At 59.9% G+C, this 24394-nt stretch carries 27 protein-coding genes; 6 read left to right on the top strand and 21 right to left on the bottom strand.

Annotation, left to right across the window (positions count from 1 at the left end):
* Nucleotide 1: 1 nt before the first annotated feature.
* Together trpA and trpB are read right to left on the bottom strand one after the other, a co-directional pair.
* Nucleotides 2–811 (bottom strand): tryptophan synthase subunit alpha, encoded by an 810-nt coding sequence (trpA, locus tag ACYQ0G_RS03270; protein ID WP_460099266.1) that lies wholly within the window; start codon nt 809–811, stop codon nt 2–4.
* A gap of 333 nt (nt 812–1144) precedes the next feature.
* On the bottom strand, nt 1145–2359 hold the full coding sequence (gene trpB, locus ACYQ0G_RS03265) for a tryptophan synthase subunit beta (protein ID WP_460099263.1): 1215 nt from the start codon (nt 2357–2359) through the stop codon (nt 1145–1147).
* A 91-nt stretch (nt 2360–2450) separates the two neighbouring features.
* Here trpB and ACYQ0G_RS03260 point away from each other — a divergent pair, with 91 nt between their 5' ends.
* On the top strand, nt 2451–2762 hold the full coding sequence (locus ACYQ0G_RS03260) for a chorismate mutase (protein ID WP_460099260.1): 312 nt from the start codon (nt 2451–2453) through the stop codon (nt 2760–2762).
* Here ACYQ0G_RS03260 and ACYQ0G_RS03255 read toward each other — a convergent pair.
* The 11 genes from ACYQ0G_RS03255 to ACYQ0G_RS03205 form a co-directional block, all read right to left on the bottom strand.
* Entirely contained in the window at nt 2752–3474 is a 723-nt protein-coding gene (locus tag ACYQ0G_RS03255; RefSeq protein ID WP_460099258.1) for an RNA methyltransferase, read from the bottom strand. The two genes, ACYQ0G_RS03260 and ACYQ0G_RS03255, sit on opposite strands and share 11 nt — an antisense overlap.
* A complete protein-coding gene (nrdR, locus tag ACYQ0G_RS03250) occupies nt 3467–3943 on the bottom strand; it encodes a transcriptional regulator NrdR (protein WP_460099255.1) in 477 nt (158 codons plus the stop codon). Before nrdR ends, ACYQ0G_RS03255 begins: the two co-directional genes overlap by 8 nt.
* Before the next feature lie 29 nt (nt 3944–3972).
* Nucleotides 3973–4221, bottom strand: coding sequence for a hypothetical protein (locus ACYQ0G_RS03245; RefSeq protein ID WP_460099253.1), 249 nt, complete (start codon nt 4219–4221; stop codon nt 3973–3975).
* Nucleotides 4222–4237: 16 nt separating this feature from the next.
* Nucleotides 4238–5521 (bottom strand): serine hydroxymethyltransferase, encoded by a 1284-nt coding sequence (gene glyA / locus ACYQ0G_RS03240; RefSeq protein ID WP_460099250.1) that lies wholly within the window; start codon nt 5519–5521, stop codon nt 4238–4240.
* Nucleotides 5522–5528: 7 nt separating this feature from the next.
* Nucleotides 5529–5966 (bottom strand): ribose 5-phosphate isomerase B, encoded by a 438-nt coding sequence (gene rpiB, locus ACYQ0G_RS03235; RefSeq protein ID WP_460099248.1) that lies wholly within the window; start codon nt 5964–5966, stop codon nt 5529–5531.
* A gap of 92 nt (nt 5967–6058) precedes the next feature.
* Complete coding sequence (locus tag ACYQ0G_RS03230; RefSeq protein WP_460099245.1) at nt 6059–6778, bottom strand: bacteriorhodopsin; 720 nt, start codon at nt 6776–6778, stop codon at nt 6059–6061.
* Between the two features lie 186 nt (nt 6779–6964).
* Nucleotides 6965–7525 carry a DUF2059 domain-containing protein gene (locus ACYQ0G_RS03225; RefSeq protein WP_460099243.1) on the bottom strand — a complete coding sequence of 187 codons (561 nt, stop codon included), beginning with the start codon at nt 7523–7525 and terminating at the stop codon, nt 6965–6967.
* Between the two features lie 24 nt (nt 7526–7549).
* Entirely contained in the window at nt 7550–9556 is a 2007-nt protein-coding gene (gene rpoD, locus ACYQ0G_RS03220; RefSeq protein WP_460099241.1) for an RNA polymerase sigma factor RpoD, read from the bottom strand.
* Nucleotides 9557–9575: 19 nt separating this feature from the next.
* A complete protein-coding gene (gene dnaG, locus ACYQ0G_RS03215; protein ID WP_460099238.1) occupies nt 9576–11459 on the bottom strand; it encodes a DNA primase in 1884 nt (627 codons plus the stop codon).
* A gap of 32 nt (nt 11460–11491) precedes the next feature.
* Nucleotides 11492–12178, bottom strand: coding sequence for a hypothetical protein (locus ACYQ0G_RS03210; RefSeq protein WP_460099235.1), 687 nt, complete (start codon nt 12176–12178; stop codon nt 11492–11494).
* Nucleotides 12175–12627, bottom strand: a complete 453-nt coding sequence (locus ACYQ0G_RS03205; protein ID WP_460099234.1) for a GatB/YqeY domain-containing protein — start codon at nt 12625–12627, stop codon at nt 12175–12177. Before ACYQ0G_RS03205 ends, ACYQ0G_RS03210 begins: the two co-directional genes overlap by 4 nt.
* A 164-nt stretch (nt 12628–12791) precedes the next feature.
* On the opposite strand from ACYQ0G_RS03205, the gene carA reads away from it, so the two are divergent.
* The 4 genes from carA to greA all read left to right on the top strand — a co-directional run bounded on the left by carA (nt 12792) and on the right by greA (nt 18257).
* Nucleotides 12792–13970 carry a glutamine-hydrolyzing carbamoyl-phosphate synthase small subunit gene (gene carA / locus ACYQ0G_RS03200; RefSeq protein ID WP_460099232.1) on the top strand — a complete coding sequence of 393 codons (1179 nt, stop codon included), beginning with the start codon at nt 12792–12794 and terminating at the stop codon, nt 13968–13970.
* Nucleotides 13967–14350 (top strand): hypothetical protein, encoded by a 384-nt coding sequence (locus tag ACYQ0G_RS03195; protein WP_460099229.1) that lies wholly within the window; start codon nt 13967–13969, stop codon nt 14348–14350. Before carA ends, ACYQ0G_RS03195 begins: the two co-directional genes overlap by 4 nt.
* Nucleotides 14350–17673: a carbamoyl-phosphate synthase large subunit gene (carB, locus tag ACYQ0G_RS03190; protein ID WP_460099227.1), complete on the top strand. Its 3324-nt coding sequence runs from the start codon at nt 14350–14352 to the stop codon at nt 17671–17673. Before ACYQ0G_RS03195 ends, carB begins: the two co-directional genes overlap by 1 nt.
* 116 nt (nt 17674–17789) lie before the next feature.
* On the top strand, nt 17790–18257 hold the full coding sequence (greA, locus tag ACYQ0G_RS03185; RefSeq protein WP_460099225.1) for a transcription elongation factor GreA: 468 nt from the start codon (nt 17790–17792) through the stop codon (nt 18255–18257).
* An 84-nt stretch (nt 18258–18341) separates the two neighbouring features.
* On the opposite strand, the gene ACYQ0G_RS03180 is transcribed toward greA, so the two are convergent.
* The 6 genes from ACYQ0G_RS03180 to ACYQ0G_RS03155 form a co-directional block, all read right to left on the bottom strand.
* The gene (locus tag ACYQ0G_RS03180; protein WP_460099222.1) at nt 18342–18842 is read right to left on the bottom strand and encodes a GNAT family N-acetyltransferase; all 501 of its coding nucleotides are present in this window, start codon (nt 18840–18842) and stop codon (nt 18342–18344) included.
* 12 nt (nt 18843–18854) lie between these two features.
* On the bottom strand, nt 18855–19106 hold the full coding sequence (locus ACYQ0G_RS03175; protein ID WP_460099219.1) for a DUF4170 domain-containing protein: 252 nt from the start codon (nt 19104–19106) through the stop codon (nt 18855–18857).
* 92 nt (nt 19107–19198) lie between these two features.
* On the bottom strand, nt 19199–19708 hold the full coding sequence (locus tag ACYQ0G_RS03170) for a hypothetical protein (RefSeq protein WP_460099216.1): 510 nt from the start codon (nt 19706–19708) through the stop codon (nt 19199–19201).
* A 43-nt stretch (nt 19709–19751) separates the two neighbouring features.
* Nucleotides 19752–20096, bottom strand: coding sequence for a hypothetical protein (locus tag ACYQ0G_RS03165; RefSeq protein ID WP_460099213.1), 345 nt, complete (start codon nt 20094–20096; stop codon nt 19752–19754).
* Nucleotides 20089–20526: a phage holin family protein gene (locus ACYQ0G_RS03160; protein WP_460099210.1), complete on the bottom strand. Its 438-nt coding sequence runs from the start codon at nt 20524–20526 to the stop codon at nt 20089–20091. The genes ACYQ0G_RS03165 and ACYQ0G_RS03160 overlap by 8 nt, the downstream gene beginning before the upstream one ends.
* 23 nt (nt 20527–20549) lie before the next feature.
* Nucleotides 20550–21191 (bottom strand): hypothetical protein, encoded by a 642-nt coding sequence (locus ACYQ0G_RS03155; protein ID WP_460099208.1) that lies wholly within the window; start codon nt 21189–21191, stop codon nt 20550–20552.
* A gap of 177 nt (nt 21192–21368) precedes the next feature.
* On the opposite strand from ACYQ0G_RS03155, the gene eno reads away from it, so the two are divergent.
* Nucleotides 21369–22658 (top strand): phosphopyruvate hydratase, encoded by a 1290-nt coding sequence (gene eno / locus ACYQ0G_RS03150; RefSeq protein ID WP_460099205.1) that lies wholly within the window; start codon nt 21369–21371, stop codon nt 22656–22658.
* 57 nt (nt 22659–22715) lie between these two features.
* On the opposite strand, the gene ribH is transcribed toward eno, so the two are convergent.
* Both ribH and ribB read right to left on the bottom strand, forming a co-directional pair.
* A complete protein-coding gene (gene ribH / locus ACYQ0G_RS03145) occupies nt 22716–23138 on the bottom strand; it encodes a 6,7-dimethyl-8-ribityllumazine synthase (RefSeq protein WP_460099202.1) in 423 nt (140 codons plus the stop codon).
* Between the two features lie 5 nt (nt 23139–23143).
* A complete protein-coding gene (gene ribB / locus ACYQ0G_RS03140) occupies nt 23144–24382 on the bottom strand; it encodes a 3,4-dihydroxy-2-butanone-4-phosphate synthase (RefSeq protein ID WP_460099199.1) in 1239 nt (412 codons plus the stop codon).
* Nucleotides 24383–24394 lie beyond the last annotated feature (12 nt).

Raw genomic sequence — 24394 nt, 5'->3', positions numbered from 1 at the left:
CCTAACCTTCTTTCGCGGGGGCCTTTGCCGCCGAATGCACCGCCTTGGCAAGGCCTGCCGTCAATTCTCGCAGCTTCGCCGGTGCATCGGGGCCGTGTTCGCCCACCAGTTCGACGAGGGCGGAGCCGACCACCACACCATCGGCGACCCTGGCAATGGCGCCTGCCTGTTCGGGCGTGCGCACGCCGAAGCCGACTGCAATGGGCAGTTCTGTGGCGGCCTTCAGCCTTGCCACCGCTTCCTCGATCGAGGTCTGCGCAGCCTGCTGCTTGCCGGTAATCCCGGCGACCGACACATAGTAGAGGAACCCGGCCGAGCCTTCGAGCACCTGCGGCAGGCGCTGCGCATCGGTAGTGGGCGTGGCGAGGCGGATGGGGGCGATGCCTTTGTCCCGTAATTGCGGGCCCAGCGCATCGTCTTCCTCGGGCGGGATGTCGACGCAGATCACGCCATCGACACCGGCTTCGAAGGCCGCCTTGGCGAACCAGTCCGGCCCGCGCCGGATCATCGGATTGGCATATCCCATCAGCACCAGCGGCACTTCGGGGTGACGATCGCGGAACTCGCGCGCGATCCGCAGCACATCGGCAGTGGTCGTGCCCGCACCGAGAGCGCGCAGGTTCGCATTCTGGATCGCCGGGCCATCGGCCATGGGATCGGTGAAGGGCATGCCCAGCTCGATCACATCGGCCCCGCCTTCGACAAGGGCGTCGAGATTGGCCGCCGTGTCTCCATCACCGGCAGTGACGAAGCAGACGAGGGCGGGATGCGGCTTGGCGAAAGCTGCGGCGATTCGGGTCGGGCTGTTCATACTACACTGCCTGAAGCTGAAGGTTGGAGCACATGGAGCACTGTCTAGAGAATAAAAACTTGGAGGTTGCAAACGACACGGTCGGGCGCGGAATGAGGGTGAGGCGAGAGAGAGTTCATGAGGTGACGATTGCACGGATCATCGGCTGTAGGACAGTGCCAATTCCCTTTCGTTACCCCGGGCGTGATGCGGGGGCGCGCTATGTGGGTAGGGGTGATGAAGGACGCTCGACCCCGGCTCGAAGGCCGGGGTGACGGGCTTGGACTGTAAACGGGAGATCATCGAGAAAAGGCTCAATGCTTGCCCGCCAACTGGATTGGGCAAGCCATCCGCTCACATCTCCACTCCAAGCCTTTCGGCCACGGTGAAGATGTCCTTGTCGCCGCGCCCGCAGAGGTTGGCGAGGATGATGCTGTCCTTCGGCATGTCCTTGGCGCGTTTCGCCACCGCCGCGATGGCGTGGCTGGGTTCCAGCGCCGGGATGATGCCTTCGGTGCGACATAGCAGCTGGAACGCTTCCAGCGCTTCCTCGTCGGTGATGGCGGTGTATTCGACGCGGCCGGTGTCTTTCAGCCAGGCGTGTTCGGGGCCGATGCCCGGATAGTCGAGACCTGCGCTGATCGAGTGGCCTTCGGTGATCTGGCCGTCGTCATCCTGCAGCAGATATGTCTTGTTGCCGTGGAGCACGCCGGGGAAGCCGCCGAGCAGGCTGGCGGCGTGCTCGTCACCATCGAGGCCGTGGCCCGCCGCTTCGACACCGAGCATCTTCACGTCGGGATCATCGAGGAAGGGATGGAAAAGGCCGAGCGCGTTGGAACCGCCGCCGATGGCGGCCACCAGCAGATCGGGCAGGCGGCCGATGCGGTCCTGCATCTGCACGCGCGCTTCCTTGCCGATCACGCTCTGGAAATCGCGGACCAGCTCGGGGTACGGATGGGGCCCCGCGGCAGTGCCGATGATGTAGAAGGTGTCGTGGACATTGGCGACCCAGTCGCGCAGCCCTTCGTTCATCGCATCCTTCAGCGTGCCGCGCCCGCTGGTAACCGGCACGACTTCCGCGCCGAGCAGCTTCATGCGGAAGACATTGGGCGACTGGCGCCGCACATCTTCTGCGCCCATGTAGATTACGCAAGGCAGGCCGAAGCGCGCGCAGACCGTGGCGGTCGCCACGCCATGCTGGCCCGCGCCGGTTTCCGCGATGATGCGCGTCTTGCCCATGCGGATGGCGAGCAGGATCTGCCCAATGCAATTGTTGATCTTGTGCGCGCCGGTGTGATTGAGCTCGTCACGTTTGAACCAGACTTGCGCGCCGCCCAGCGCATCGGTCAGCCGCTCTGCGAAATAGAGCGGGGAGGGGCGGCCCACGTAATGTTCGAGCAGATCGTCGAACTCGCGCTGGAATTCAGGATCGGCCTGAGCGGCGCGATATTCCCGCTCGAGATCGAGGACGAGCGGCATGAGCGTTTCGGCGACATAGCGGCCGCCGTAATCGCCGAAATGTCCGCGCTCGTCGGGCTGGTTGCGATAGGTATTGGGATTGCTGGCCATGCGGCCCTATTGCCGAGGTGTTGCGGACAAGTCGAGAGAGGGTTTGGTTTGTCCTCGACAAGCCGCATTCTACCCGCCATTCGGCGCTGCCATGAGTGACAGTTTCAAGCTTCCCGAAGATTGCGAAACCATGCGCGAAGTGCGCATCGGCGTGGACACGACCGACCGCGAATTGATGGAACTGCTCGACCGGCGGTTCGGCTACATGCGCGCCGCCGCGCGGATCAAGCAAGACCGCAATGTCGTGCGCGACGAAGCGCGCAAGGCGGAAGTGATCGAGAACGCGAAGTCCGACGCTGCGGAGCGGGAGCTTCCGGCGGAGAAAATCGAGCAAATCTGGGAGCTTCTGGTAGAAACCTCGATTGCTTACGAACTGACCGAATGGGACCGGATCAGGGCCTAGGCTTGCGCTGAAGCGACGAAAGCACGCCGCGAAGGGTGCGCACCTCCAGATGATTCCAGCCCGGTTTGGTCAGCACGCCGCGTAGCGTGCGCCGCGTTGCATCGGCGCGCGGTTCGGGCAGGAAATAGCCCTTCGGTTCCAGCATGCTTTCCAGATGCGCGATCAGGCCTTCAAGCTCGTCCTGCGGGGCGGGCGGCAGCATGTCTTCCTGCGTCGGCTGCACCAGCTGCTCGTGCTTCGACCATTCGTAAGCGCACAGGATGACGGCCTGTGCGAGGTTCAGCGATCCGAATTCGGGATTGATCGGCACAGTCAGGATCGCGCGCGCTAATGCCACGTCCTCGGTTTCCAGCCCAGAACGCTCCGGCCCGAACAGGATCGCGCTGCGGCCTTCGGCCTGCGCAATCTCCTGACACGCCTGTTCGGGCGTGAAAACCGGTTTGGTGACGCCGCGCTTGCGCACCGTGGTGGCATAGACATGCGCGCAATCGGCCACGGCTTCGGCCGTGCTGTCGTAGACCCTGGCCTGCTCCAGCACGATGTCGGCCCCTGCGGCAGAGGGCCCCGCATCTGGATTGGGCCAGCCATCGCGCGGGGTGACCATGCGCAGCTCGACAAGCCCGAAGTTGAGCATGGCCCGCGCAGCCTTGCCGATATTCTCGCCCAGCTGCGGCCGGACGAGCACGATCACGGGTTTGCGATCGTCAGCCAAGTTTCTGCTCGTTCTGCGCGGCTTCCTGCACCGTGCTGGCAAATTCCTCGAAATCGCGGGCTTCGCTGAAATCGCGATAGACGCTGGCGAAGCGGATATAGGCGACACTGTCGAGCTGGCGCAGGCCGTCCATGACCAGTTCGCCGATGCGCTTGGACGGGATCTCGGCCTCGCCGGCCGTTTCCACCTGACGCTGGATGCCGCTGACGAGCTGGTCGATCTGTTCCTGCGCCACGTCGCGCTTGCGGCAGGCTAGGGCGATCGACTGTTCCAGCTTGCTGCGGTCGAAGGGCTGACGCCGTTCGCCGCTCTTGACCACGGTTACCTCGCGCAATTGCACGCGTTCGAAAGTGGTGAAGCGCGCCCCGCATTTGGAACACTGCCGCCGGCGGCGGATCGAGGTGGAGTCCTCGGTAGGGCGCGAATCCTTTACCTGACTGTCGTCATGGGCACAAAACGGGCAACGCATTTAGGTACTGTCTCGTCAGGCAATCGCGCTCAGGGGCGCAGGCGTTTGTAAAGCATGAAGCCGGCACCGGCGACGAGGCCGAGCGGCCAGGTGACGACCGGCAGGATACCGCCAGCAATAGCGCCCACGGCTGCTCCGGTCAGGACGGGCTTGGTCGACGGGTGGTCGAGACCTTCCTTGGCCATGCCCTTAATCTCTGCCGTCGCATCGGGGACCAGATCGTGGTCGCCGAAGCCATTGCCCTTCTTGGGATCGCGATCGTCGTGATTGTTCGTCATGGGAAGCTCCTTACCCTCACCGTCCGGGATAGACGGGGAAAGCTTCGCACAATTCGGTGACGCGGTCACGCACGCTCTGTTCGGTCTGGCCATCGCCGTCGGGGCCATTGCGCGAAAGGCCGTCGACCACTTCGCAGATCAGCTTGCCGATCGTTTCGAACTCCGCCTCGCCAAAGCCGCGAGTGGTCCCTGCTGGCGATCCGAGACGGATGCCACTGGTCACGAAGGGGCTGCGCGTGTCGTAGGGGATGCCGTTCTTGTTGCAGGTCAGCCAGGCGCGGTCGAGCCCGGTTTCGGCGGCCTTGCCGGTCACATCCTTGGGAGTGAGATCGACGAGCATGGAGTGATTGTCGGTCCCGCCCGATACCACGCGCAGGCCGTTGGCCTCGATACCGCGGGCCAGCGCGCGCGCATTGGCAACGACATTGGCGGCATAGGTTTTGAATTCGGGACGCAGCGCCTCGCGGAAGGCCACTGCCTTGGCCGCCACGATATGCATCAGCGGGCCGCCCTGCATGCCGGGGAAGACCGCCATGTTGATGGGCTTGGTATATTTCTCGTCGTTCCACAGGATGATGCCCGAACGCGGACCGCGCAGGCTCTTGTGGGTGGTGGTGGTGACGACATCGGCCTGCGGGAAGGGCGAAGGATGCGCGCCGCCTGCAACAAGGCCGGAGATGTGGCTCATGTCGACCATGAGATAGGCGCCGACTTCGTCTGCCACCTTGCGGAAGGCTTCCCAGTCCCACACGCGGCTGTAGGCCGTGCCGCCTGCGATGATGAGCTTGGGCTTGTGCTCCTTCGCGATCGCCATGACTTCGTCCATGTCGATGCGCTCGTCATCCTTGCGCACGCCATAGCTGACCGGGTTGAACCACTTGCCGCTCATGTTCACGGGCGAGCCGTGGGTCAGGTGACCACCCGAATTGAGGTCGAGACCCATGAAGGTATCGCCCGGCTGCAACAGCGCGAGGAAGACCGCCTGGTTCATCTGCGAACCGGAGTTGGGCTGGACGTTGGCGAAATTGCAGCCGAACAGTTCCGTCGCACGGTCGATGGCGAGCGTTTCGACCACGTCGGCATAATCGCAGCCGCCGTAATAGCGTTTGCCGGGATAACCCTCGGCATATTTGTTGGTGAAGACGCTGCCGGCAGCTTCGAGAACTGCAGTCGAAGCGATGTTCTCGCTCGCGATCAGTTCGATCTTGTCTTGCTGGCGCTTCAGTTCGTTGCGGACGGCGGCATAAACCTCGGGGTCAGCCTGTTCGAGCGTGTCGTTCCAGAAACGGTTGTCGGTCATGTCGGTCCTACAGCGATGGGTTGGAAAGCTTGTCGACGCGGCGCTGATGCCGGCCGCCAGCGAATTCGGTATCGAGGAAAGCGCTGACGCAGGCTTTGGCCATGTCCACGCCGGTCAGGCGCGCGCCAAGCGCAATGCAGTTCGCGTCGTTATGTTCACGCGCAAGGGCAGCCGAGAGCGGTTCGGAAACCAGCGCGCAGCGCACGGCCGGATTGCGATTGATGCTCATGGAAATGCCAATCCCGCTACCGCAAAGGGCGATCCCGCGTTCGGCAGTACCATCGGCCACCACGCTGGCAAGCTTATACCCAAAGTCGGGATAATCGACGCTGTCGGCGGTTTCCGGGCCGAGGTCGGCGACCTCGTGGCCCATCTCGATCAGCCAGTCCCGCAGGGCTGCTTTGAGGTCGAGGGCGGCATGGTCGGAAGCAAGGGCGATACGCATGCGCGCGCCATAGTGAAGTGCGCCGATTCGCGCGACCCCGCCGCGAGACTTTTCCTGAAGGTCTCGCGGCGGGGCCGGACAAGGTGGCATTCTCAGATTTCGGTCGCCGGGAGCGGCTTTCTGTCAGCGTCCTGAAGCGAGAGCTTTTTGAAGCGCGATGTCGCGACAAACCCGTAAGCGACCTTGGCAGTGACATCCATGATGAGGATGAACCAGGCGTCGGCGACCGTGTCGAACAGGCCAAGCCCTTGGGGTCCCAGTGCCCATTCCACAGGATAGATTGCCCAGACCACTAGCAAGAAGGTGAGGTTGGCCCGGTAAACGCGGGTCATTTCGCCGCCGAGAGCCTTGGCGCCCTTCATGACAGGACCCAGCAACAGGTAGATTACGCCCACAAACGCTGCACAGGACCATGCAAACCAGAGCCACTTGGCTGCTTCATTCTCGGAGATCGCTGCCAGAAGACCGGTTACGATCATGAGAGCATCGAGCACGACAGCCGGCAGGATGAAAGTCGAATGCCGCGGGTGCTCGTGTAGCCCTGCGAGTATCAACCCGGTCAGGAGTATGGGCGTGGTCACGACCCAGTCCGCATAGCGCGCGAGGAACAGCGTTTCCCCGTCGCCCAATTCAAGGCGGCCGATACCCAAAGCCATAGCGAGATAGGCGGTTGCCGCGATAAAGGGTACGACCGAGTGAAACTGCGTGTGGTGAAGAAACTCGGTTCGTTTGTCACCGTGCGCATAGATCGCAAGCGATCCAATCGACATGATGACGAAACCGATCAGTAAAGGGACGGTAAGAGGTTCCATAGCGAGACATCCTATTGTTACCCGTCAGAGTAACAAAGAATATCTAGATTGCGCGTTCCTCGACAAAAACGCTCTCAACCTCATAAATTTTGCAACAAACTAGAGGGAACTTTTGAGCCAAAGACCATCCATAGAATTGTCCTACGTGATCGCGCAGGATTCTATGGGGAGGTGAAGGTACGCGAGCTATTCGGCTTGTTGAGCCTGCTTATAAGCTACGATCTCTTCCATCATCTTGGGCATTTCCTGCATCGCAACGCCCATCGCATCGTCGATATAGGCTTGGTTGGCGGCTGCGAAATGCTGGTTGGACAAGACGTCGGTGCTGCGCATCATGAACGTCTTACCAGTGTCGGTCCGGACGAACGAGAGGATGTCGCGCAGCTCTTTTTCCGAAAAGATGTCGGCATAGGCCGTTACCCATGCATCCATAAGTAGCGGAATATGCTTCTCCAGGACCGACGACTGCTTTTCGCGCACGTCTGCCTGATAGCGACGAATGATTTCGCTCGCTCCTTCGTCATCGATCAGTCCCTCGACCGATTGACGCATTTGCGTTTCCATCTGGTCTGCGACCTTCGAAAACATCGCGAACCGTTCGGCTTCGGGATAGGCTATGTCGATGATCTGGCGCGAAATCTCGACACGAGTTTCGACATCCCCGCTTTGCGCAAAGGCGGCGCCGGGTAGAGTGGACATCCCCATTACGAGAAGGGCTGCCGTGCCCAACCAACCCGGCGATTTCATTTTCATACCCCCAGAAAAGTCCGACTATTGATCGAGGAAAGAGCGCATCTTGCGGCTGCGGCTCGGGTGCTTGAGCTTGCGCAGGGCCTTGGCCTCGATCTGACGGATACGTTCGCGTGTCACCGAGAACTGCTGGCCGACTTCTTCCAGCGTGTGATCGGTGTTCATCCCGATACCGAAGCGCATGCGCAGCACGCGTTCTTCACGCGGCGTCAGGCTGGCAAGGACACGGGTAACCGTTTCCTTGAGGTTCGCTTGGATCGCGGCATCGACCGGAATGATCGCATTCTTGTCTTCGATGAAATCGCCGAGATGCGAATCTTCCTCGTCGCCGATCGGCGTTTCGAGGCTGATCGGTTCCTTGGCGATCTTCATCACCTTGCGCACCTTCTCGAGAGGCATGGAGAGCTTCTCCGCCATCTCTTCGGGTGTCGGTTCGCGGCCCTGATCGTGCAGGAACTGGCGGCTGCAACGCACCAGCTTGTTGATCGTCTCGATCATGTGGACCGGAATACGGATCGTTCGTGCCTGGTCGGCGATCGAGCGGGTGATCGCCTGCCTGATCCACCAGGTGGCATAGGTGCTGAACTTGTAGCCGCGGCGGTATTCGAACTTGTCGACCGCCTTCATCAGGCCGATGTTGCCTTCCTGGATGAGGTCGAGGAACTGCAGGCCGCGGTTGGTGTACTTCTTCGCGATCGAGATCACAAGGCGCAGGTTCGCCTCGACCATTTCCTTCTTGGCGATACGTGCTTCACGCTCGCCCTTCTGGACCATGTTCACAATGCGGCGGAATTCTTCCAGCGCCATGCCGGTGGCGCTGGCGATATCGCTGATTTCCGTGCGGATACGGTCGATCGCATCGCCTTCCTTCTCTGCGAAGGCGGCCCATTTCTTGTCCTTCTTGACGCGATCATCCATCCAGTGATCGTCAAGCTCGTTACCGATATAGGCTTCGAGGAAGTCGATACGCTTGACCTTGTGGCGTTCGGCAAGACGCAGCATCTGGCCACCAAGCGCGGTCAGGCGGCGATTGAAGGCATAGAGATTGTCGACCAGGAATTCGATCTTGGTCGCGTGGAACTGGACGCTTTCGACCTCGGCGGTCAGCTGGTCCGACAGGTCCTCGTATTTCTTTTCCTTGGCCGGTGGGAATGCTTCGCCACGGCCGAGGGTGTCAACGCGTTCCTTCTGGAGCTTTTCGAACTTGCCGAAGAGATCCTTGATGCGGGCGAAACGCTCGATAGCGTCAGGCTTGAGCGCGGCTTCCATCTGGGCGAGGGACATGGTGTTGTCCTCGTCCTCATCGTCATCTGACTTGGACGAACCCTCTTCGCCGTCTTCGTCGTCGGAATCTGAATCGCTGTCGTCATCTTCGTCGTCACGGATGGTGGGACCGGCGGTTTCTTCCGAAATCTCGCCGTCGTCATCATCGTCCTCGGCGCCTTCGGCCAGCTTGTCTGCCGGCGGCTCCTTGGAAAGCATGGCATCGAGATCGAGGATCTCGCGCAGCTGCATTTCCTCGTTATTGAGGGCTTCGGACCACTGGATGATCGCGTGGAAGGTGATCGGGCTCTGGCACAGGCCCATGATCATCATGTCACGGCCGGCTTCGATCCGCTTGGCGATGGCGATTTCGCCTTCGCGGCTGAGCAGTTCGACCGCACCCATTTCGCGCAGATACATGCGAACCGGATCATCCGTCCGGCCTTCGGAAGCGGCTTTCTTGACCGGAGCCTTCTTCGCGTCCTTTTCCTTGGCGGAAGGAGCCGGTGCGATTTCCTCGACCTCGTCTTCCTGTTCGGCGTCCTCGTCATGCTCGACGATCTGCACGCCCATTTCGGAGAGGGCCGACTGGATATCCTCGATCTGGTCGGAGCTCATCTCGCCTTGCGGCAGCGCGTCGTTGAGCTCGTCATAGGTGACGTAACCCTTCTTCTTCGCTTTCGAGATCAGCTTCTTGATCGATGCTTCGTTGAGATCGATCAGGGGAGCGTCGTCTTTTTCGCCCGACTTCGATTTGGTTGCCATAAACTGCAATCAGTCCGTTCTATGCGCCGCCAGCAGGAGGTAAGCCCTGTGCGGTTTCTGAATCTTTCGTAGCCGCTGTTGCGGCCCGTCGACTTGCCATCTGTCCGAGTCGCGCCTCGAATTCCAGTTTCCGTTTCAGCAAACGCTGCTGATCCGCGAAAGCTCCTTCGGGGTCGATCTCGAAACGCGCGGTTGCTTCCGCAAGCGCGGCTTCAAGTGCCGGCCTTTCGACCAGCAGTGACACGGCTTCGGCCAGATCCTCGCGCGCATCAACCGGATCGGTGCCTTTATCGAGAAAGGCGAAGCGGGTGTTTGCCGGTGGGGCGGGGAGGCCTTCAGGCAGCGATATGGGCGATTGTGTGCGCGAATCAAGCATTTCCGCAGCTGCGAGCAACGAATCTATTGCGGGACCCGCATTCGGGTCACGCATTGCAAAGCGGGCGAGGGCGCTTTCATGCCGAAGAATCTCTCCGGGATGAAGCAGAAGCCCATGGATGACGGCGCTGGTCAGAGTATCACGCGAGCCGCCGGAAATGGCGCGTTTCAGCCGCTCCGCCGTCTCTTGCGACAGGCGCGGGGCCTGCTGCTTGAAGCCATTTTTGTGCCATTCGCCACGCGGTTTGAACGGGCGTTGCTGGCGGGGCGGGAAGGCAAAGTCGGAAAAGCGGTCCTGCAGCTCGCGCTTGTAGAGCGCACGGATGTCGGGATGCTGGATCGCCTCGACATGCACCATCAGCCGTTCCTTGAGGCCCGCTTTGTCCTCGGGCGATTCGAGCGGCACGGCATCGCGTTCGAACTGCCAGAGCGTATCGAGCAGTCCGCTGGCAGAGGACAAGGCCTCCTCCATCGCGCCGATGCCTTTCTCCCGGATCAGATCGTCCGGATCCATACCCGCAGGCATGCGGACGATCGCCAGTGAGTGGCCCGGCCTCAGCAGCGGCAGCACCCGGCCGATGGCGCGCATTGCGGCCCGCTGTCCGGCATTGTCGCCATCGAAACACAGGATCGGCCGCTCGACCTGGCGCCAGAGCAGTTCAATCTGGTTCTCGGTAAGCGCCGTGCCAAGCGGGGCGACGACCTCTGCAATACCTGCATTGGCCAGTGCGATGGCATCCATATAGCCTTCGACGACGACGATGCGCCCACTCTGACGCGCTGCGGGAGCCGCCCGGTGCAAATTGTAAAGCGTGCGCCCCTTGTCGAAAAGCGGCGTATCGGGGCTGTTGAGATATTTGGGGCCATGCGCGTCCGCATCGAGAATGCGCCCGCCGAAGGCGATCACGCGGCCACGTGCGTCCTGGATCGGCAGCATCAACCGTCCGCGAAAGCGATCGTAGGGATCCTTGCCCTCGACATCGATCCGCATGCCCGCTTCTATCAGCATGGCGTCTTCGAAGGGCAGGGCGGCTGCCAGTGCCTGCCGCTCCACGGGCGCGAAGCCGAAGCCGAATTCCCGCACGACCTTTTCGGAAAAGCCACGGCGCTTGAGATAGCTGCGCGCTTCCGTGCCTTCCGGCGAGGAAAGCCGGTCGACGAACCATTGCTGGGCCGCGCTGGTTACATCATGCAGGCTGGCGCGTTTTTCCGCACGCTCGGCAGAGCGGGGGTCGGGCGCGGGCACTTCCATTCCGGCTTCTGCGGCCAGTTCCTTGACCGCATCCATGAACGGCAGGCCGCGCTGATCGGTGAGCCAGCGGATCGCATCGCCATGCGCCTCGCAGCCGAAGCAATGGTAGAAGCCCTTCTCGTCATTGACGTAGAAGCTGGGCGTCTTCTCATTATGGAAGGGGCAGCACGCCTTGAATTCCCGGCCCGCCTTGGTCAGGCGAAGGGTGCGCCCGATGACGGCCGACAAGGTCGTCCGCATCCGCAATTCGTCCAGCCATTGGGGGGTGAGCGCCATGCCACCTACCTAATGGCTGGAAACGAATTCCGCTAGTTGGCGGCGCGCTCGGCTGCCGGTTTTTCTTCGGTCGGGAAGGGCCCCTTGGCGGCAGCCTGATTACCGTCGATTTCCAGCAGGTACGCATCGGAAGGACCCGCAGGGGGGAGGGTGGACTGCCACCAGAATGTGATGGTCGATCCGGGCTTCCAGCCTTCTCCTTGGGTGACCCGCCAGATCAGGCGTCCGCCATCGCTGGTGATCGAGATCGCGTCCTCGCTTCCCAGAGCGTTCAGGGCCTGAGCGTTCGAATAACCGACAGCGCGATTGAAGCCATGGGCCTCATTCGTCATGCGGAAAAGGGTAGCGGGGCTTTCAAGCACCTCGGGCCCGTCTTCGGGTTGGTCTTCCACCTGCGGTGCATCTGCCAGCGTGACCTGATGCACATAGGTATAGATTGTATCGGCGGGCATATCGCCGGGAACGCATTCGGTAACGCCTTCGGGACAGGCTACGAAGCTGACCATCTTGCCGATCTCGCGATTGCCGGCGCTCAGCAAGGTTTCAACCTCGTCGCCCTGCGGCCCGACGATCCGTGCGCCGAGAGTCGACAGGTCGAGATCAGCCGATGCGAGCGCGCGCGGCTGTGCCACGGTAGGGGTGGGAGTGGGCGCGACTTCCGGTTCCTTGTCTCCGCATGCGGTCAGCGCGAGCGGAGCAAGGATCAGCAGCTTTTTCACGACAGTGCCTCCTTCACTAGTCCGCTGGCCTTGGTCATGTCGAGCGTGGCACCATGGCGGGCTTTAAGTTCACCCATGACCTTGCCCATATCCTTCATACCATCGGCGCCGGTATCCGCCTTGATCTGGGCGATGGCGGCGCGGGTTTCGTCCTCACTCATCTGCTGGGGCAGGAATTCTTCGATCACGACCAGCTCGCCCTGTTCCTTGTCGGCAAGTTCCTGACGCCCGCCTTCTTCGTACATGGCGATCGATTCGCGGCGCTGCTTGGCCATCTTCATCAGGACGTCGGTGACCAGCTCATCGTCTTCCGGCTTCTTGTCCGCAGTCCGCAGTTCGATGTCGCGATCCTTGATCTTAGCGCCGATAAGACGCAGCGTCGCAGTGCGTTCCTTGTCCTTGGCCTTCATGGCGGTGACTGTTTCGGCCTGAATTTTTTCGCGCAGCATTGTGCCTCTATTCATGAATCTGTGGATGGTTCACGCTTCATTTAGAACAAGTCGCCGTAATGCCAAGTGTTCGTCCAATTAGGCGGTTGACGGGACTCGCTCCGGTCCTTAGCGGCTGGGACTTAGCACACATCGCTGGAAACCCCTGACACCGGAGCGCCCCCATGGCCCTGTCCGCATTTTCGCACGCGCAACCCAAAGACGCGACGGGAGTCATCGTCCTCGCCGACGGAACCTGTATCTGGGGGAAGGGCTTTGGCGCTTCCGGATCTGCCGTGGGCGAAGTCTGCTTCAACACCGCGATGACCGGTTATCAGGAAGTGATGACCGATCCTTCCTATGACAGCCAGATCGTCACCTTCACCTTCCCGCACATCGGCAATGTCGGTGCGAACGAGGAAGACGTCGAGAGCCGCGGCCTTGGCGCGGTCGGCCTGATCGTACGGCAGGATGTCACCCGGCATTCGAATTTCCGGGCGCGCGACGAATTCGTCGAATGGTGCGTGAAACATGGCAAGATCGGCCTGTCGGGCGTGGATACGCGGGCTCTCACCCGCCGAATCCGGGTGCAGGGCGCACCAAACGCGGTCATTGCGCACAATCCGCGCGGCCAGTTCGACATGAAAGCGTTGCAGAAACAGGCTGCCGAATGGAGTGGGCTGGAAGGCCTCGATCTTGTCCCCGGCGTGACGCGCGATGCGCATGAGAACTGGAAGGGTGGCTTCTGGCAGCTCGGCACCGGATATGCCGAGGCTGACAATGAAAAGCCGCATGTCGTCGCCATCGATTACGGCGCCAAGGACAATATCTTCCGCAATCTCGTGAAGGCAGGCGCGAAGGTCACGGTGGTTCCGGCGCGAACCAGCCTTGAAGACATCCTCGTCCTGCAGCCTGACGGGGTGTTTCTCTCCAACGGCCCCGGCGATCCGGCGGCCACGGGTGAATATGCCGTGCCGGTGATCAAGGGCCTGCTCGACCGAGACATTCCGCTGTTTGGCATCTGCCTCGGCCACCAGATGCTCGGCCTTGCGGCAGGGGCGAAGACCGCCAAGATGTTCCAGGGCCACCGCGGCGCCAACCACCCCGTCCAGCGTGTCGGGGACGGGTGGGGCGACAGCACCGGCCTCGTCGAGATTACCAGTATGAACCACGGCTTCGCGGTCGACGGCGAGACTTTGCCGGAAGGTGTGGAGCAAACGCATGTCTCGCTGTTCGACGGGACGAACTGCGGGATTTCGATCAAGGGCAAGAAGGCGTTCGGGGTGCAGTATCACCCTGAGGCGAGCCCCGGCCCACAGGACAGCTTCTACCTGTTCGAGAAGTTCGTTGGGATGTTGGGGTGAGCATCGATTTCGCCACCCTCAAGGATTGGTTCTTTCTGGGCGTCGTTTTTCTATGCATCGTAGTGCTGCCGCTGGGTGTTGCTGTCAGCCTTCGGCGAAATCGTCGAGACATAGAGGCATTCGAACACGCCGATTTGACGGAATTGAAGCTCTGCATCCCGGTTCATCAGCTGAACTGGCTAAAATACAAGTTGGGTAAAATGGGGTGGCAGCTCATCTCGGAAGAAGCCGATCCTAAATTCCGGAACAACCTACACGTCCGCTTTTCGACGAATGGAAATGATGCTCGTCCTCTAAAGGATGTCCTTCACTCCCTCAACCGATCGCTCGCTTTGTCGATCGGCCCGCTCAATTTGCATCGCGAGGAACCGCAACAGTAATGCCAAAACGCACTGACATCTCCTCGATCCTCGTCATTGGTGCCGGTCCGATCATTATCGGCCAGGCCTGCGAGTTCGACTATTCCGGCACTCAGGCGATCAAGGCGCTGAAGGAAGAGGGCTACCGGGTCATCCTGGTGAACTCCAATCCCGCCACGATCATGACAGATCCGGAAATGGCCGACGCGACCTATATCGAGCCGATCACGCCCGAAATCGTCGCCAAGATCATCGACAAGGAGCGCCCCGATGCGGTGCTGCCGACGATGGGCGGTCAGACGGCACTCAACTGTGCGTTGGCCCTCTTCAACGATGGCACGCTGGAGAAATACGGCGTCCAGATGATCGGTGCCGATGCCGATGCCATCGACAAGGCGGAGAACCGCCAGCGCTTCCGCGAGGCGATGGACAAGATCGGTTTGGAGAGCGCGCGCAGCGGCGTCGCCAACACTGTCGACGAAGCCTATGCCGTGCTCGAGCGGACGGGCCTGCCTTCCATTATCCGGCCCAGCTTCACGCTTGGCGGAACGGGCGGCGGCATCGCCTATAACAAGGCCGAATTCGAACGTATCGTGCGTGAAGGCTTGGATGCTTCCCCCACCACCGAAGTCCTGATCGAGGAATCGCTCCTCGGCTGGAAGGAATATGAAATGGAGGTGGTGCGGGACCGCAAGGATAATTGCATCATCATCTGTTCGATCGAAAACGTCGATCCGATGGGCGTCCATACGGGGGATTCTATCACTGTCGCGCCGGCGCTGACGCTGACGGATAAGGAATACCAGATCATGCGCACCGCCAGCATCGAGGTGCTGCGGGAAATCGGTGTGGAAACAGGCGGTTCGAACGTACAGTTCGCAGTCAATCCAGCCGATGGCCGCCTGATCGTGATCGAGATGAACCCGCGCGTTTCGCGGTCTTCGGCGCTGGCTTCCAAGGCGACAGGCTTCCCCATCGCGCGCGTCGCGGCGAAGCTTGCCGTCGGTTATACGCTGGACGAAATCCAGAACGAGATCACGGGCGCCACACCGGCCAGCTTCGAGCCGACGATCGATTACGTCGTAACCAAGATTCCGCGCTTCGCTTTCGAGAAATTCAAGGGTGCGAAGAACGAGCTTTCCACCGCGATGAAGTCGGTCGGCGAGGTTATGGCGATCGGCCGCTGCTTCGCGGAGTCGATGCAGAAAGCGCTCCGCGGTCTCGAGACGGGTCTCGACGGGTTCAACCGCGTGACCGAGCTGGAAAATGTCAGCCGCGAGAAAATCACGGCGTCGCTCAGCCAGCGTACCCCCGACCGAATCCTTAAGATCGCGCAAGCGTTCCGCGAAGACTTCACGGTCGAGGAAATCAACCAGATCACCGGTTTCGATCCATGGTTCCTGCGCCAGATCGAAGCGATCATCTACGAAGAGAAGATGATTTCCCACAACGGTTTGCCGCGCGATGCCGACGAAATGCGCCGCCTGAAAGCCATGGGCTTTTCGGACAAGCGCCTCGCCACGCTGGCGGTCCGCTCTGTCGGTGTAGCTGGCGGCATGGGGGAAACGCAGGCGCGCCGTTCCGGCCTGCTGCACGATGCCCTGCGCGCCATGGCAGGCGCGACGAGCGAGCAGGAAGTGCGCAAGCTGCGCCACAAGCTCGGCGTCTATCCGGTCTTCAAGCGTATCGATAGCTGCGCTGCCGAATTCGAAGCGATCACGCCCTATATGTACTCGACTTACGAAGCACCGAGCTTCGGCGAGAGTGAGGACGAGGCAGATCCGAGCGATCGCAAGAAGATCGTTATTCTCGGCGGTGGGCCGAACCGGATTGGGCAGGGCATCGAGTTCGACTATTGCTGCGTGCACGCGTGCTTCGCGCTGGCCGAAGCCGGGTTCGAGACCATCATGGTCAACTGCAACCCGGAAACGGTCTCCACGGATTACGACACGTCGGACCGGCTCTACTTCGAGCCGCTGACCGAAGAAGACGTGCTGGAAATCATGCGCGTCGAAATGTCGAAGGGCGAAGTAGTTGGTGTGATCGTCCAGTTCGGTGGGCAGACCCCGCTGAAGCTGGCATCTGCGCTCGAGCGTGAGGGTATCCCGATCCTCGGCACCAGTCCCGATGCGATCGACCTTGCCGAAGACCGCGAACGCTTTGCAAAGCTGGTCAACAAGTTGGACCTCAAGCAGCCATTGAACGGCATAGCCAAGAGCCGCGATGAAGCGGTCGCCGCTGCCGCCCGGATCGGTTATCCGGTCTTGCTTCGTCCGAGCTACGTGCTCGGCGGCCGGGCAATGGAAATTGTCGACAGCGAAGCGCAGTTGGATGATTACATCGCCACCGCGGTCAACGTGTCGGGCGACAGTCCTGTTCTCGTGGACCAGTATCTGCGCGATGCGGTGGAATGCGACGTCGATGTTGTCGCCGATAGTACCGAAGTACGAATTGCCGGTGTCATGCAGCATATCGAGGAAGCCGGTGTGCATTCGGGTGACAGTGCCTGCACCCTACCGCCGTACAGCCTCCCTGAAGATATCATTCAGGAAATGGAACGGCAGGCAAAGGCATTGGCCGAAGCTCTGGAAGTCCGCGGCCTGATGAATGTGCAATTCGCGGTCAAACATGGCGAGGTCTACCTGATCGAGGTCAACCCGCGGGCTAGCCGTACCGTGCCGTTTGTCGCCAAGGCGATCGGGCAGCCGGTTGCCAAGGTCGCAGCACGGGTCATGGCTGGCGAGCCGCTGTCGAATTTCGAACCATTTGACCTCAAACCGGATCATATGGCCGTGAAGGAAGCCGTCTTCCCGTTCGCACGTTTCCCCGGGGCAGACCCGGTGCTTTCTCCGGAAATGAAGTCGACGGGCGAAGTGATGGGTATCGACCGCAGCTTCCCGGCGGCTTTTTACAAGTCGCAGCTGGGGGCAGGCATGAAGCTGCCGAGCGAAGGAACGGTGTTCGTTTCGGTCAAGGATAGCGATAAGGACGTCATCCTGCCCGCCGTGAAGTCCATGATCGATAAGGGCTTCCGCGTAATCGCCACTGGCGGCACGCAGACGTTCCTGTCGGGAAATGGGCTTGCGGTGGAGCGGGTGAACAAGGTCGCCGAAGGGCGCCCCCATATCGTCGACGCGATTATCGATGGCGAAGTGGCGCTCATCTTCAATTCGACCGAAGGCTGGCAGTCGCTTCTCGACAGTCAGTCGATCCGCGAAGCCGCGCTCGAAAAGAAGCTTCCATACTATACCACGGCTGCCGCCAGCGTGGCCGCATCGCGTGCGATTGCGGAGGTTTCGACCGAGCAGCTTGAAGTGCGTTCCCTGCAAGACTATTATAGCTGATAAGAAACAGACGCCTGCCCTTCCTGACATTCGGATAGATCGGTTGCCCGTATGGTTGCGGGACGGTTCCGAATTGTCCGGGAAGGGGTGGAAATGCAGGAAGGAATAGGGGTTCCATGGAAAAAGTGCCGATGCTGGCAGAGGGCTACGAGAAGCTCACCGCAGACCTGAAGGCCTTGCGTGCGGAACGCCCGAAGATCGTCGATGCGATCGAGGAAGCGCGCGCGCACGGAGATCTTTCGGAAAACGCCGAATATCACGCTGCCAAGGAACGCCAGGGCCAGGTAGAGGCTATGATTGGCGATCTGGAAGACAAGATCAGTCGTGCCCAGATCATCGACCCCACGACCCTGTCCGGCGACAAGGTCATTTTCGGGGCTACCGTCACGCTCCTCGATGAGAACGACAAGCCGATCAAGTACCAGATCGTGGGTCAGACCGAAGCCGATGCGGGTAGCGGCCGGATCAGTTACACTTCGCCTATCGCTCGGGCGCTCATCGGCAAGCAGGTCGACGACGAAATCGAGGTCACTGTGCCCAGCGGCGACAAGTTCTACCTGGTTGAGAAAATCGAATTTATCTGAGAAAGTGGTTCTTCCCCTAAAAAGGGAGAGTCATTTTTCAGCCAAGCTACGGGCCGCTCTTTTTAGGGGCGGCCCTTTGCGTGATCAGGCTGACTTGGAGTCGGCGCCGGGCTCGATCGTTCTAACCATCGCCCAGTTGGTAATTTCGACGCCTTCGATTTCGAAGGTTCGTTTTTTCATCGCGGTATAGCCGGCGCTTTCGAATGCTGGCTTTGCTACCTCGCTCGCCTCGGTAAAGAGGTGGGTGATGCCGTGATACTTGGCATAAAGCGCCGCAGTCTCCAGCAGGCTGGAGGCAATGCCTTCCTCAGTATGGTCCGGATGGCAATAGAGGTGGTCAAGATGGCCGCTAGGCTCGAGCATCGCATAGGCAACCGGCTCGTCCTCTTCGTCGGTCGCGATGAATATCTGTGTGCCGGCATCCGCTTGCGCCTGATAGACTTCCGGCCCTGCCAGGTTGGAAAGCCACGCATCGACCTGTTCTTCGCTGTAAGCGTCCGGTCCGATGGCACCGATCGCAGCACGGCCGAGCAGGGCAAGTGCCTCGGCATCGCCTTCCTCGAATGAGCGGATCGAATAGGCCATCGGGTCCGGTCCTTATGCTTCCGGGTCTAGCAATTTGTGCAGGTGAACGATGACGTATTTCATTTCGGCATCGTCTACGGTTCGCTGGGCGTTGCCCCGCCATGCTGCTTCAGCATTCTCGTATGTCGAATAGACCCCGGCAACATGAATGCTTTCCGGATCGGAGAAGGTGACGCTGCGGGGATCGGTAACACGACCGCCCATCACCAGATAAAGGGTCTGCTTGCTCTCTTTTTCTTCCATGATCGGTATACTTTCGCTCATTCGAGTTCGGGAGGAAATCGGCCACGCCAATAAAGAAAGCGGCGCGACAGGCAAGCCCATCACGCCGCTAAGCTGTTTTGGTTGAGATTTGGTTAGTTGCTCAGACGCGCGCGAAGGTCACGATACCCACGTTTCGACTTGCGGCTTGCCCGACGGCCACTCGAACGAATGGAATCGCCCATTGAGTCCAACCTGTATCCAGCATCACGCTTGAGACGGCGCGCCTGGGTTTCGGCCGCATCGCCAAAGTCTTCGAACTTGTCGCCAGCCCCTTCGATCATGGATAGGCCATATGCGATGGCTGCGTCTGTTGCATAAGATGCCAGAGATCCCCCGCGGCGACCAAGTTCACGTCCACGGCGTGTCATTGCGCCTACCGCCAAGCCGACGGCAATTGCACCTGCAACAGTCGCGACCGGATGGCGTTTTGCGAAATCAACCGCGCTGTCAGCAACGTCCTTGGCCTGATCAAGAAAACTGCGTTCCTCCTGGCGCTTCTCACCAGCTTCAATCCGCGCGCGAAGCTGGTCGCGCTTTTCCTGATCGGTCAGTTTGCTGTCAGCGCTAATTGGGGTGATGTTGTTTTCGGCGGTGTCGGCCATAGTCAAAGGTCCTCATAAATATGTGTTCGCCTAACCAACGAACCTAACGACTTAAGTGTTCCGCCAGTTTGTCACGAAGATCCCACTCTTCATCCTCGTCCTCGTCTTCGGAATTGTCGAATCCGAAGGCCGACATTATCGGGTGACGCGCAAACCAGACAATCACCGCAGCGACAAGAGCGGCCAGGGCGCCCTTATTATCGTCTGCCATTTCGACAGCGTCTTCATAGAGGTCGATGGCACCTTCCTTGGCCCGATCAAGCACACGCTCGCCGACACCTTTATGGGCAAGGTCTGCCTTCAGGTGTTCGATGTCCGCATTGACCAGGGCTCGCGCGGAATCGCGCAAATATTTGTCTTCTAGCATTCGTGCTTTGCGGTCAGTCATGGCTGTCATCCGAGAAAGCAGCTCGAATATCGTCGATCCGAGCTTTGAGCATCTTCAATAAAATTATACCGATGACGATGAGAGCGACGGTAACGATCGCGGTGGCTATCCACGGGCCAACCAACGGAGTGAGTGCGATCACCACGCCTACGGTCAGGGCGATTAGGGCCAGGTGCAGAACTCCGAATGCACCGAAACCCAGAGCGAGTGCGCCCTTTAGCCGGTTTGCCGTGTAGCCAGCTCGGCTCTTCTGATAAGCCATCTCGGCTTCGGCATAGGTCTTACCGTCTTCGAAAAGAGCCAGTAAGTCATCTGCCAGAGAAGGGCGATCTGCAGTGCCGCCATCATTCTCCGTGTCAGAAGGATATTCTCCAGGAACGTCGAGCGGACCCTCTGGGCCCGCTCGTTCTTTATGGTTCTGTTCTAGCATTCCGCCCCCTGGTTCTGAGGCTATCAGCGACGAAACAGGCGTGAGAGCATAAAGCCAGCGACGGCTGCGATGCCGACAGCGGTGCCCGGGCTCTTGCGAACAAAGGTGCGTCCATCTTCCACGAGATCATCTACGCTCTTTCCATCGAGCTTAGCGGCGTAATCATTGAGGGCGGTGGAGGCGCTGCGTGCATAATCACCGTATTTGGCGCCCAGCTTCTCATCAACCTGATAGGCGTTTTCGCTGATCGAGCGGCTGAGCGAGCGAAGGCCTTCACTGGTCTTGACCTTACCTTCAGTAGCCAGTTCCTTGCTTTTCACCTTGGCGTCGGTCCCATAGGTCTTCGCTTCTGCCACCCAATCGTCACCCTTGCCTTTGGCCTGACCACGATAGGCTGCAGCGCGTTCCTTGCCTTCGGCCTTAAGCGCAGCGGCTCCAGCCTTGGCCTCTTCCAAAGCGGCATTGAAACGGCTCTTCGCTTCGGTGCGATGGGCATTCGTTGTCGCGGTTTCGGGTTTGCTGGTCGTAGCAGTATTGGTCACGGGGGTAGTCTCCTTGGCTACACCGGTTTTCGCCACTGTCTTGCGCGGCTTCTTAGCGGTGGTAGTTTTCTTAGTAGTTGCGGTCCGTTTTTTCGGTGTTCCGCCTGCGGTTGTGTCGGCCATGTATTTTCCGCCTTCCCTCAATTCGTATTCATCTTCCGGGCAATTCGGTAACCCGGCCTTCGGCATTGCAACGCAGCTTGCGCGGGTGTGTTCCGCCGCATAGAGCGCTTCTCGATTATCCCCACTGTGGGGGTGTCTTATAGTATTGCAACAGCTGATAGCGGAGACAGTTCCGAAATGACGGCCATCATCGACATCCATGCCCGCGAAATTCTCGACAGCCGAGGCAACCCTACCGTCGAAGTCGACGTGCTGCTGGAAGATGGCAGCTTCGGACGGGCGGCAGTACCGTCCGGCGCCTCCACCGGAAAGCACGAGGCTGTCGAGCTGCGAGACGGAGACAAGGGTCGTTACCTTGGCAAGGGCGTTTCGAAAGCGGTGGACGCCGTGAACACGGAGATCCGGGACCTTCTGGTTGGTAATTTTGATGCCGAAGACCAGCGAGACATTGATCTTTCCATGATCGCTCTGGACGATACCCCGAACAAAGGCCGCTTGGGCGCGAATGGCATCCTCGGCGTCAGCATGGCAACGGCCAAGGCGGCGGCGAATGCGCGTGGTTTACCGCTCTATAGCTATATTGGCGGTGTTTCGGCTCATGTGCTGCCGGTACCGATGATGAATATCATCAATGGCGGCGAACACGCAGACAATCCGATCGACATTCAGGAATTCATGATCATGCCGGTCGGAGCAGACAGCCTGGCCGAAGCCGTCCGCTGGGGTGCGGAGATTTTCCACACCTTGAAGAAGAAACTTGGCGAAAAGGGTCTTGCCACCTCGGTTGGCGATGAAGGCGGTTTTGCTCCCAATCTCAACGGCACCCGCGATGCGCTCGATTTCATCATGAATTCAGTCGAACAGGCTGGCTTCACACCTGGTGACGATGTTGTCCTGGCTCTCGACTGCGCGTCGACCGAGTTCTTCCGCGACGGGAAGTACGAAATTTCGGGCGAAGGCCTGTCGCTGGACGGTCCCGGTATGGCCGAATATCTCGATAAGCTGTGCCGCGATTATCCGATCCGCTCCATTGAAGATGGCATGGCAGAAGACGATTTCGAAGGCTGGAAAGCGCTGACCGACCGGATCGGCAATACGATTCAGCTTGTCGGAGATGATCTATTCGTCACCAATCCCGACCGTTTGCGTGACGGCATCGAACAGGGTCTCGCCAATTCGCTTCTCGTAAAGGTCAACCAGATCGGGACGCTGAGCGAAACGCTGGATGCAGTCAGCATCGCCAATCGCGCTCGTTACACCGCGGTGATGTCGCACCGCTCCGGGGAAACGGAAGATGCCACGATTGCCGATCTCGCGGTTGCGACCAACTGCGGACAGATCAAGACGGGTAGCCTCGCACGCTCGGACAGGCTCGCAAAATACAACCAGCTCATCCGTATCGAGGAAGAGCTGGGCGACAGCGCCTTCTACGCCGGGCGCGAGTGTTTCGGTTCGATCGGAATTTAAAAGCCGATTTAAAGAAAAGAGGAGAGCCGGGACACCGGCTCGCCGTTTTGTTCGGGCCTAGGCGCGAAACCTGATCTGCAAATCGAGGAGGGCGAGGGCGGCCTTTGCTGCTTCGCCCCCCTTGTTCTTCTGCTTTGGATCTGCCCGCACGAGAGCCTGATCGGAATTCTCGACGGTGAGAATACCGTTGCCGATCGCGATGCCATCCATCGTCAGAGCCATGATAGCGCGCGCGCTTTCTCCAGCTACGATTTCAAAATGATATGTTTCGCCGCGGATGACGACGCCAATGGCCACGAAGCCATCGTATCGGCCCGTTTCGGCAGCAAGAGCGATGGCGCCCGGTATTTCCAGAGCGCCCGGTACGGTAAGAATTTCGACCGTATGCCCTTCTGCCTCAAGCGCAGACTGTGCGCCGGCAATCAGCATATCGTTGAAATCGTCGTAGAAGCGCGCTTCCACGATGAGAAAATTCGCCATGTTGGTTACTCCGGGATGCACAAATGGTCGACGATCTCGAGGCCATAGCCTGCAATCGCGACGACATTGGGTTGAGAATTGCTCAGCAGGATCATGTCCTCCACGCCAAGATCGGCGAGAATTTGCGATCCAATGCCGACGTTTCTTTCTGCCTCGCCCTGGCTGTAACCAGAAGCAGGCTGGCCAGCGATGACGACGATCACGCCCGACCCATGTTCGCCCATGACCTGCATCGCTCTCTGCAAGGTTCTCTTGCGGGGCCCGGGCTTCCCCAGCACGTCATCGAATACGGAAATCGGATGAACGCGGGTGAGGGTGGGTTTCCCTTCGACAACTTCGCCCTTCTGCAAGGCATAGCTTTCGCTGCCATCAAGCTTGTTGCGATAAGTCAGCATGCGCCACGTTCCGCCGTAATCGGATTGGAAGGATTCTTCTCCGGTACGCTCGACCAGATGATCGTAACGCATGCGATATTCGATCAGATCGCGGATGGTGCCGATTTTCATATCGTGCTTGCGGGCAAAGCTGACGAGATCATCGAGCCGCGCCATCGTGCCATCATCCTTCATGATCTCGCAGATCACCCCGGACGGGTTCAGGCCCGCCAAGCGTGAAATATCGACCGCTGCCTCCGTATGGCCAGCGCGCACGAGAACGCCGCCATCACGGGCAGTGAGCGGGAAGACGTGACCCGGCGAAACGATATCGTCCGGTCCTTTGGTCGGATCGATTGCCACCGAAACGGTGCGTGAGCGGTCCGCGGCGCTGATACCCGTCGTGACGCCCGTTTTCGCCTCTATCGACGTAGTAAACGCGGTCTGCATGCTCTCGCGGTTGTCACGGCTCATGGGCTGGAGACCAAGCGCCTCGACTCGTTTGCTGTCGAGCGAGAGGCATATGAGGCCGCGGCCATGCGTAGCCATGAAGTTGATCGCATTGGGGGTGGCCATTTGTGCCGGGATTACGAGATCGCCTTCATTCTCACGATCTTCGTCGTCGACAAGAATGAACATCCGCCCGTTGCGTGCTTCGTCGATAATCTCTTCGGCACCAACAATCACCGGGGTTTCGTCATTCGCCTCGAGAAAGCGCTCGAGTTTTCCGAGCGTTTCGCTGGTCGGATTCCATCCTTCGTCGGTGCAATCGCGGAGCGTGTTAGCATGCAGCCCTGCGCCCCGGGCGAGGCCTGTACGAGTCATCAGTCCATTGCCGATAATCGTGCGAACTTTTTCGATCGTGTTCATGCTGAACTCCGA

This window comes from Qipengyuania triglochinis (genome assembly GCF_054655615.1).
Note: the sequence above shows the minus strand (reverse complement) of the source record. Positions and strands in the feature narration are given on the sequence as shown.

Coding starts and splice junctions, on each gene's coding strand:
- carA (WP_460099232.1), top strand. CDS start 12,792: ATGGCCCTGTCCGCATTTTCGCACGCGCAACCCAAAGACGCGACGGGA.
- glyA (WP_460099250.1), bottom strand. CDS start 5,521: ATGACCGACAACCGTTTCTGGAACGACACGCTCGAACAGGCTGACCCC.
- ACYQ0G_RS03230 (WP_460099245.1), bottom strand. CDS start 6,778: ATGGAACCTCTTACCGTCCCTTTACTGATCGGTTTCGTCATCATGTCG.
- rpoD (WP_460099241.1), bottom strand. CDS start 9,556: ATGGCAACCAAATCGAAGTCGGGCGAAAAAGACGACGCTCCCCTGATC.
- trpB (WP_460099263.1), bottom strand. CDS start 2,359: ATGGCCAGCAATCCCAATACCTATCGCAACCAGCCCGACGAGCGCGGA.
- ACYQ0G_RS03260 (WP_460099260.1), top strand. CDS start 2,451: ATGAGTGACAGTTTCAAGCTTCCCGAAGATTGCGAAACCATGCGCGAA.
- ACYQ0G_RS03160 (WP_460099210.1), bottom strand. CDS start 20,526: ATGCTAGAACAGAACCATAAAGAACGAGCGGGCCCAGAGGGTCCGCTC.
- trpA (WP_460099266.1), bottom strand. CDS start 811: ATGAACAGCCCGACCCGAATCGCCGCAGCTTTCGCCAAGCCGCATCCC.
- ACYQ0G_RS03205 (WP_460099234.1), bottom strand. CDS start 12,627: ATGCTGCGCGAAAAAATTCAGGCCGAAACAGTCACCGCCATGAAGGCC.
- ribB (WP_460099199.1), bottom strand. CDS start 24,382: ATGAACACGATCGAAAAAGTTCGCACGATTATCGGCAATGGACTGATG.
- dnaG (WP_460099238.1), bottom strand. CDS start 11,459: ATGGCGCTCACCCCCCAATGGCTGGACGAATTGCGGATGCGGACGACC.
- ACYQ0G_RS03175 (WP_460099219.1), bottom strand. CDS start 19,106: ATGAGCGAAAGTATACCGATCATGGAAGAAAAAGAGAGCAAGCAGACC.
- carB (WP_460099227.1), top strand. CDS start 14,350: ATGCCAAAACGCACTGACATCTCCTCGATCCTCGTCATTGGTGCCGGT.
- ACYQ0G_RS03180 (WP_460099222.1), bottom strand. CDS start 18,842: ATGGCCTATTCGATCCGCTCATTCGAGGAAGGCGATGCCGAGGCACTT.
- greA (WP_460099225.1), top strand. CDS start 17,790: ATGGAAAAAGTGCCGATGCTGGCAGAGGGCTACGAGAAGCTCACCGCA.
- ACYQ0G_RS03225 (WP_460099243.1), bottom strand. CDS start 7,525: ATGAAATCGCCGGGTTGGTTGGGCACGGCAGCCCTTCTCGTAATGGGG.
- rpiB (WP_460099248.1), bottom strand. CDS start 5,966: ATGCGTATCGCCCTTGCTTCCGACCATGCCGCCCTCGACCTCAAAGCA.
- ribH (WP_460099202.1), bottom strand. CDS start 23,138: ATGGCGAATTTTCTCATCGTGGAAGCGCGCTTCTACGACGATTTCAAC.
- nrdR (WP_460099255.1), bottom strand. CDS start 3,943: ATGCGTTGCCCGTTTTGTGCCCATGACGACAGTCAGGTAAAGGATTCG.
- ACYQ0G_RS03165 (WP_460099213.1), bottom strand. CDS start 20,096: ATGACTGACCGCAAAGCACGAATGCTAGAAGACAAATATTTGCGCGAT.
- ACYQ0G_RS03245 (WP_460099253.1), bottom strand. CDS start 4,221: ATGACGAACAATCACGACGATCGCGATCCCAAGAAGGGCAATGGCTTC.
- ACYQ0G_RS03155 (WP_460099208.1), bottom strand. CDS start 21,191: ATGGCCGACACAACCGCAGGCGGAACACCGAAAAAACGGACCGCAACT.
- ACYQ0G_RS03170 (WP_460099216.1), bottom strand. CDS start 19,708: ATGGCCGACACCGCCGAAAACAACATCACCCCAATTAGCGCTGACAGC.
- eno (WP_460099205.1), top strand. CDS start 21,369: ATGACGGCCATCATCGACATCCATGCCCGCGAAATTCTCGACAGCCGA.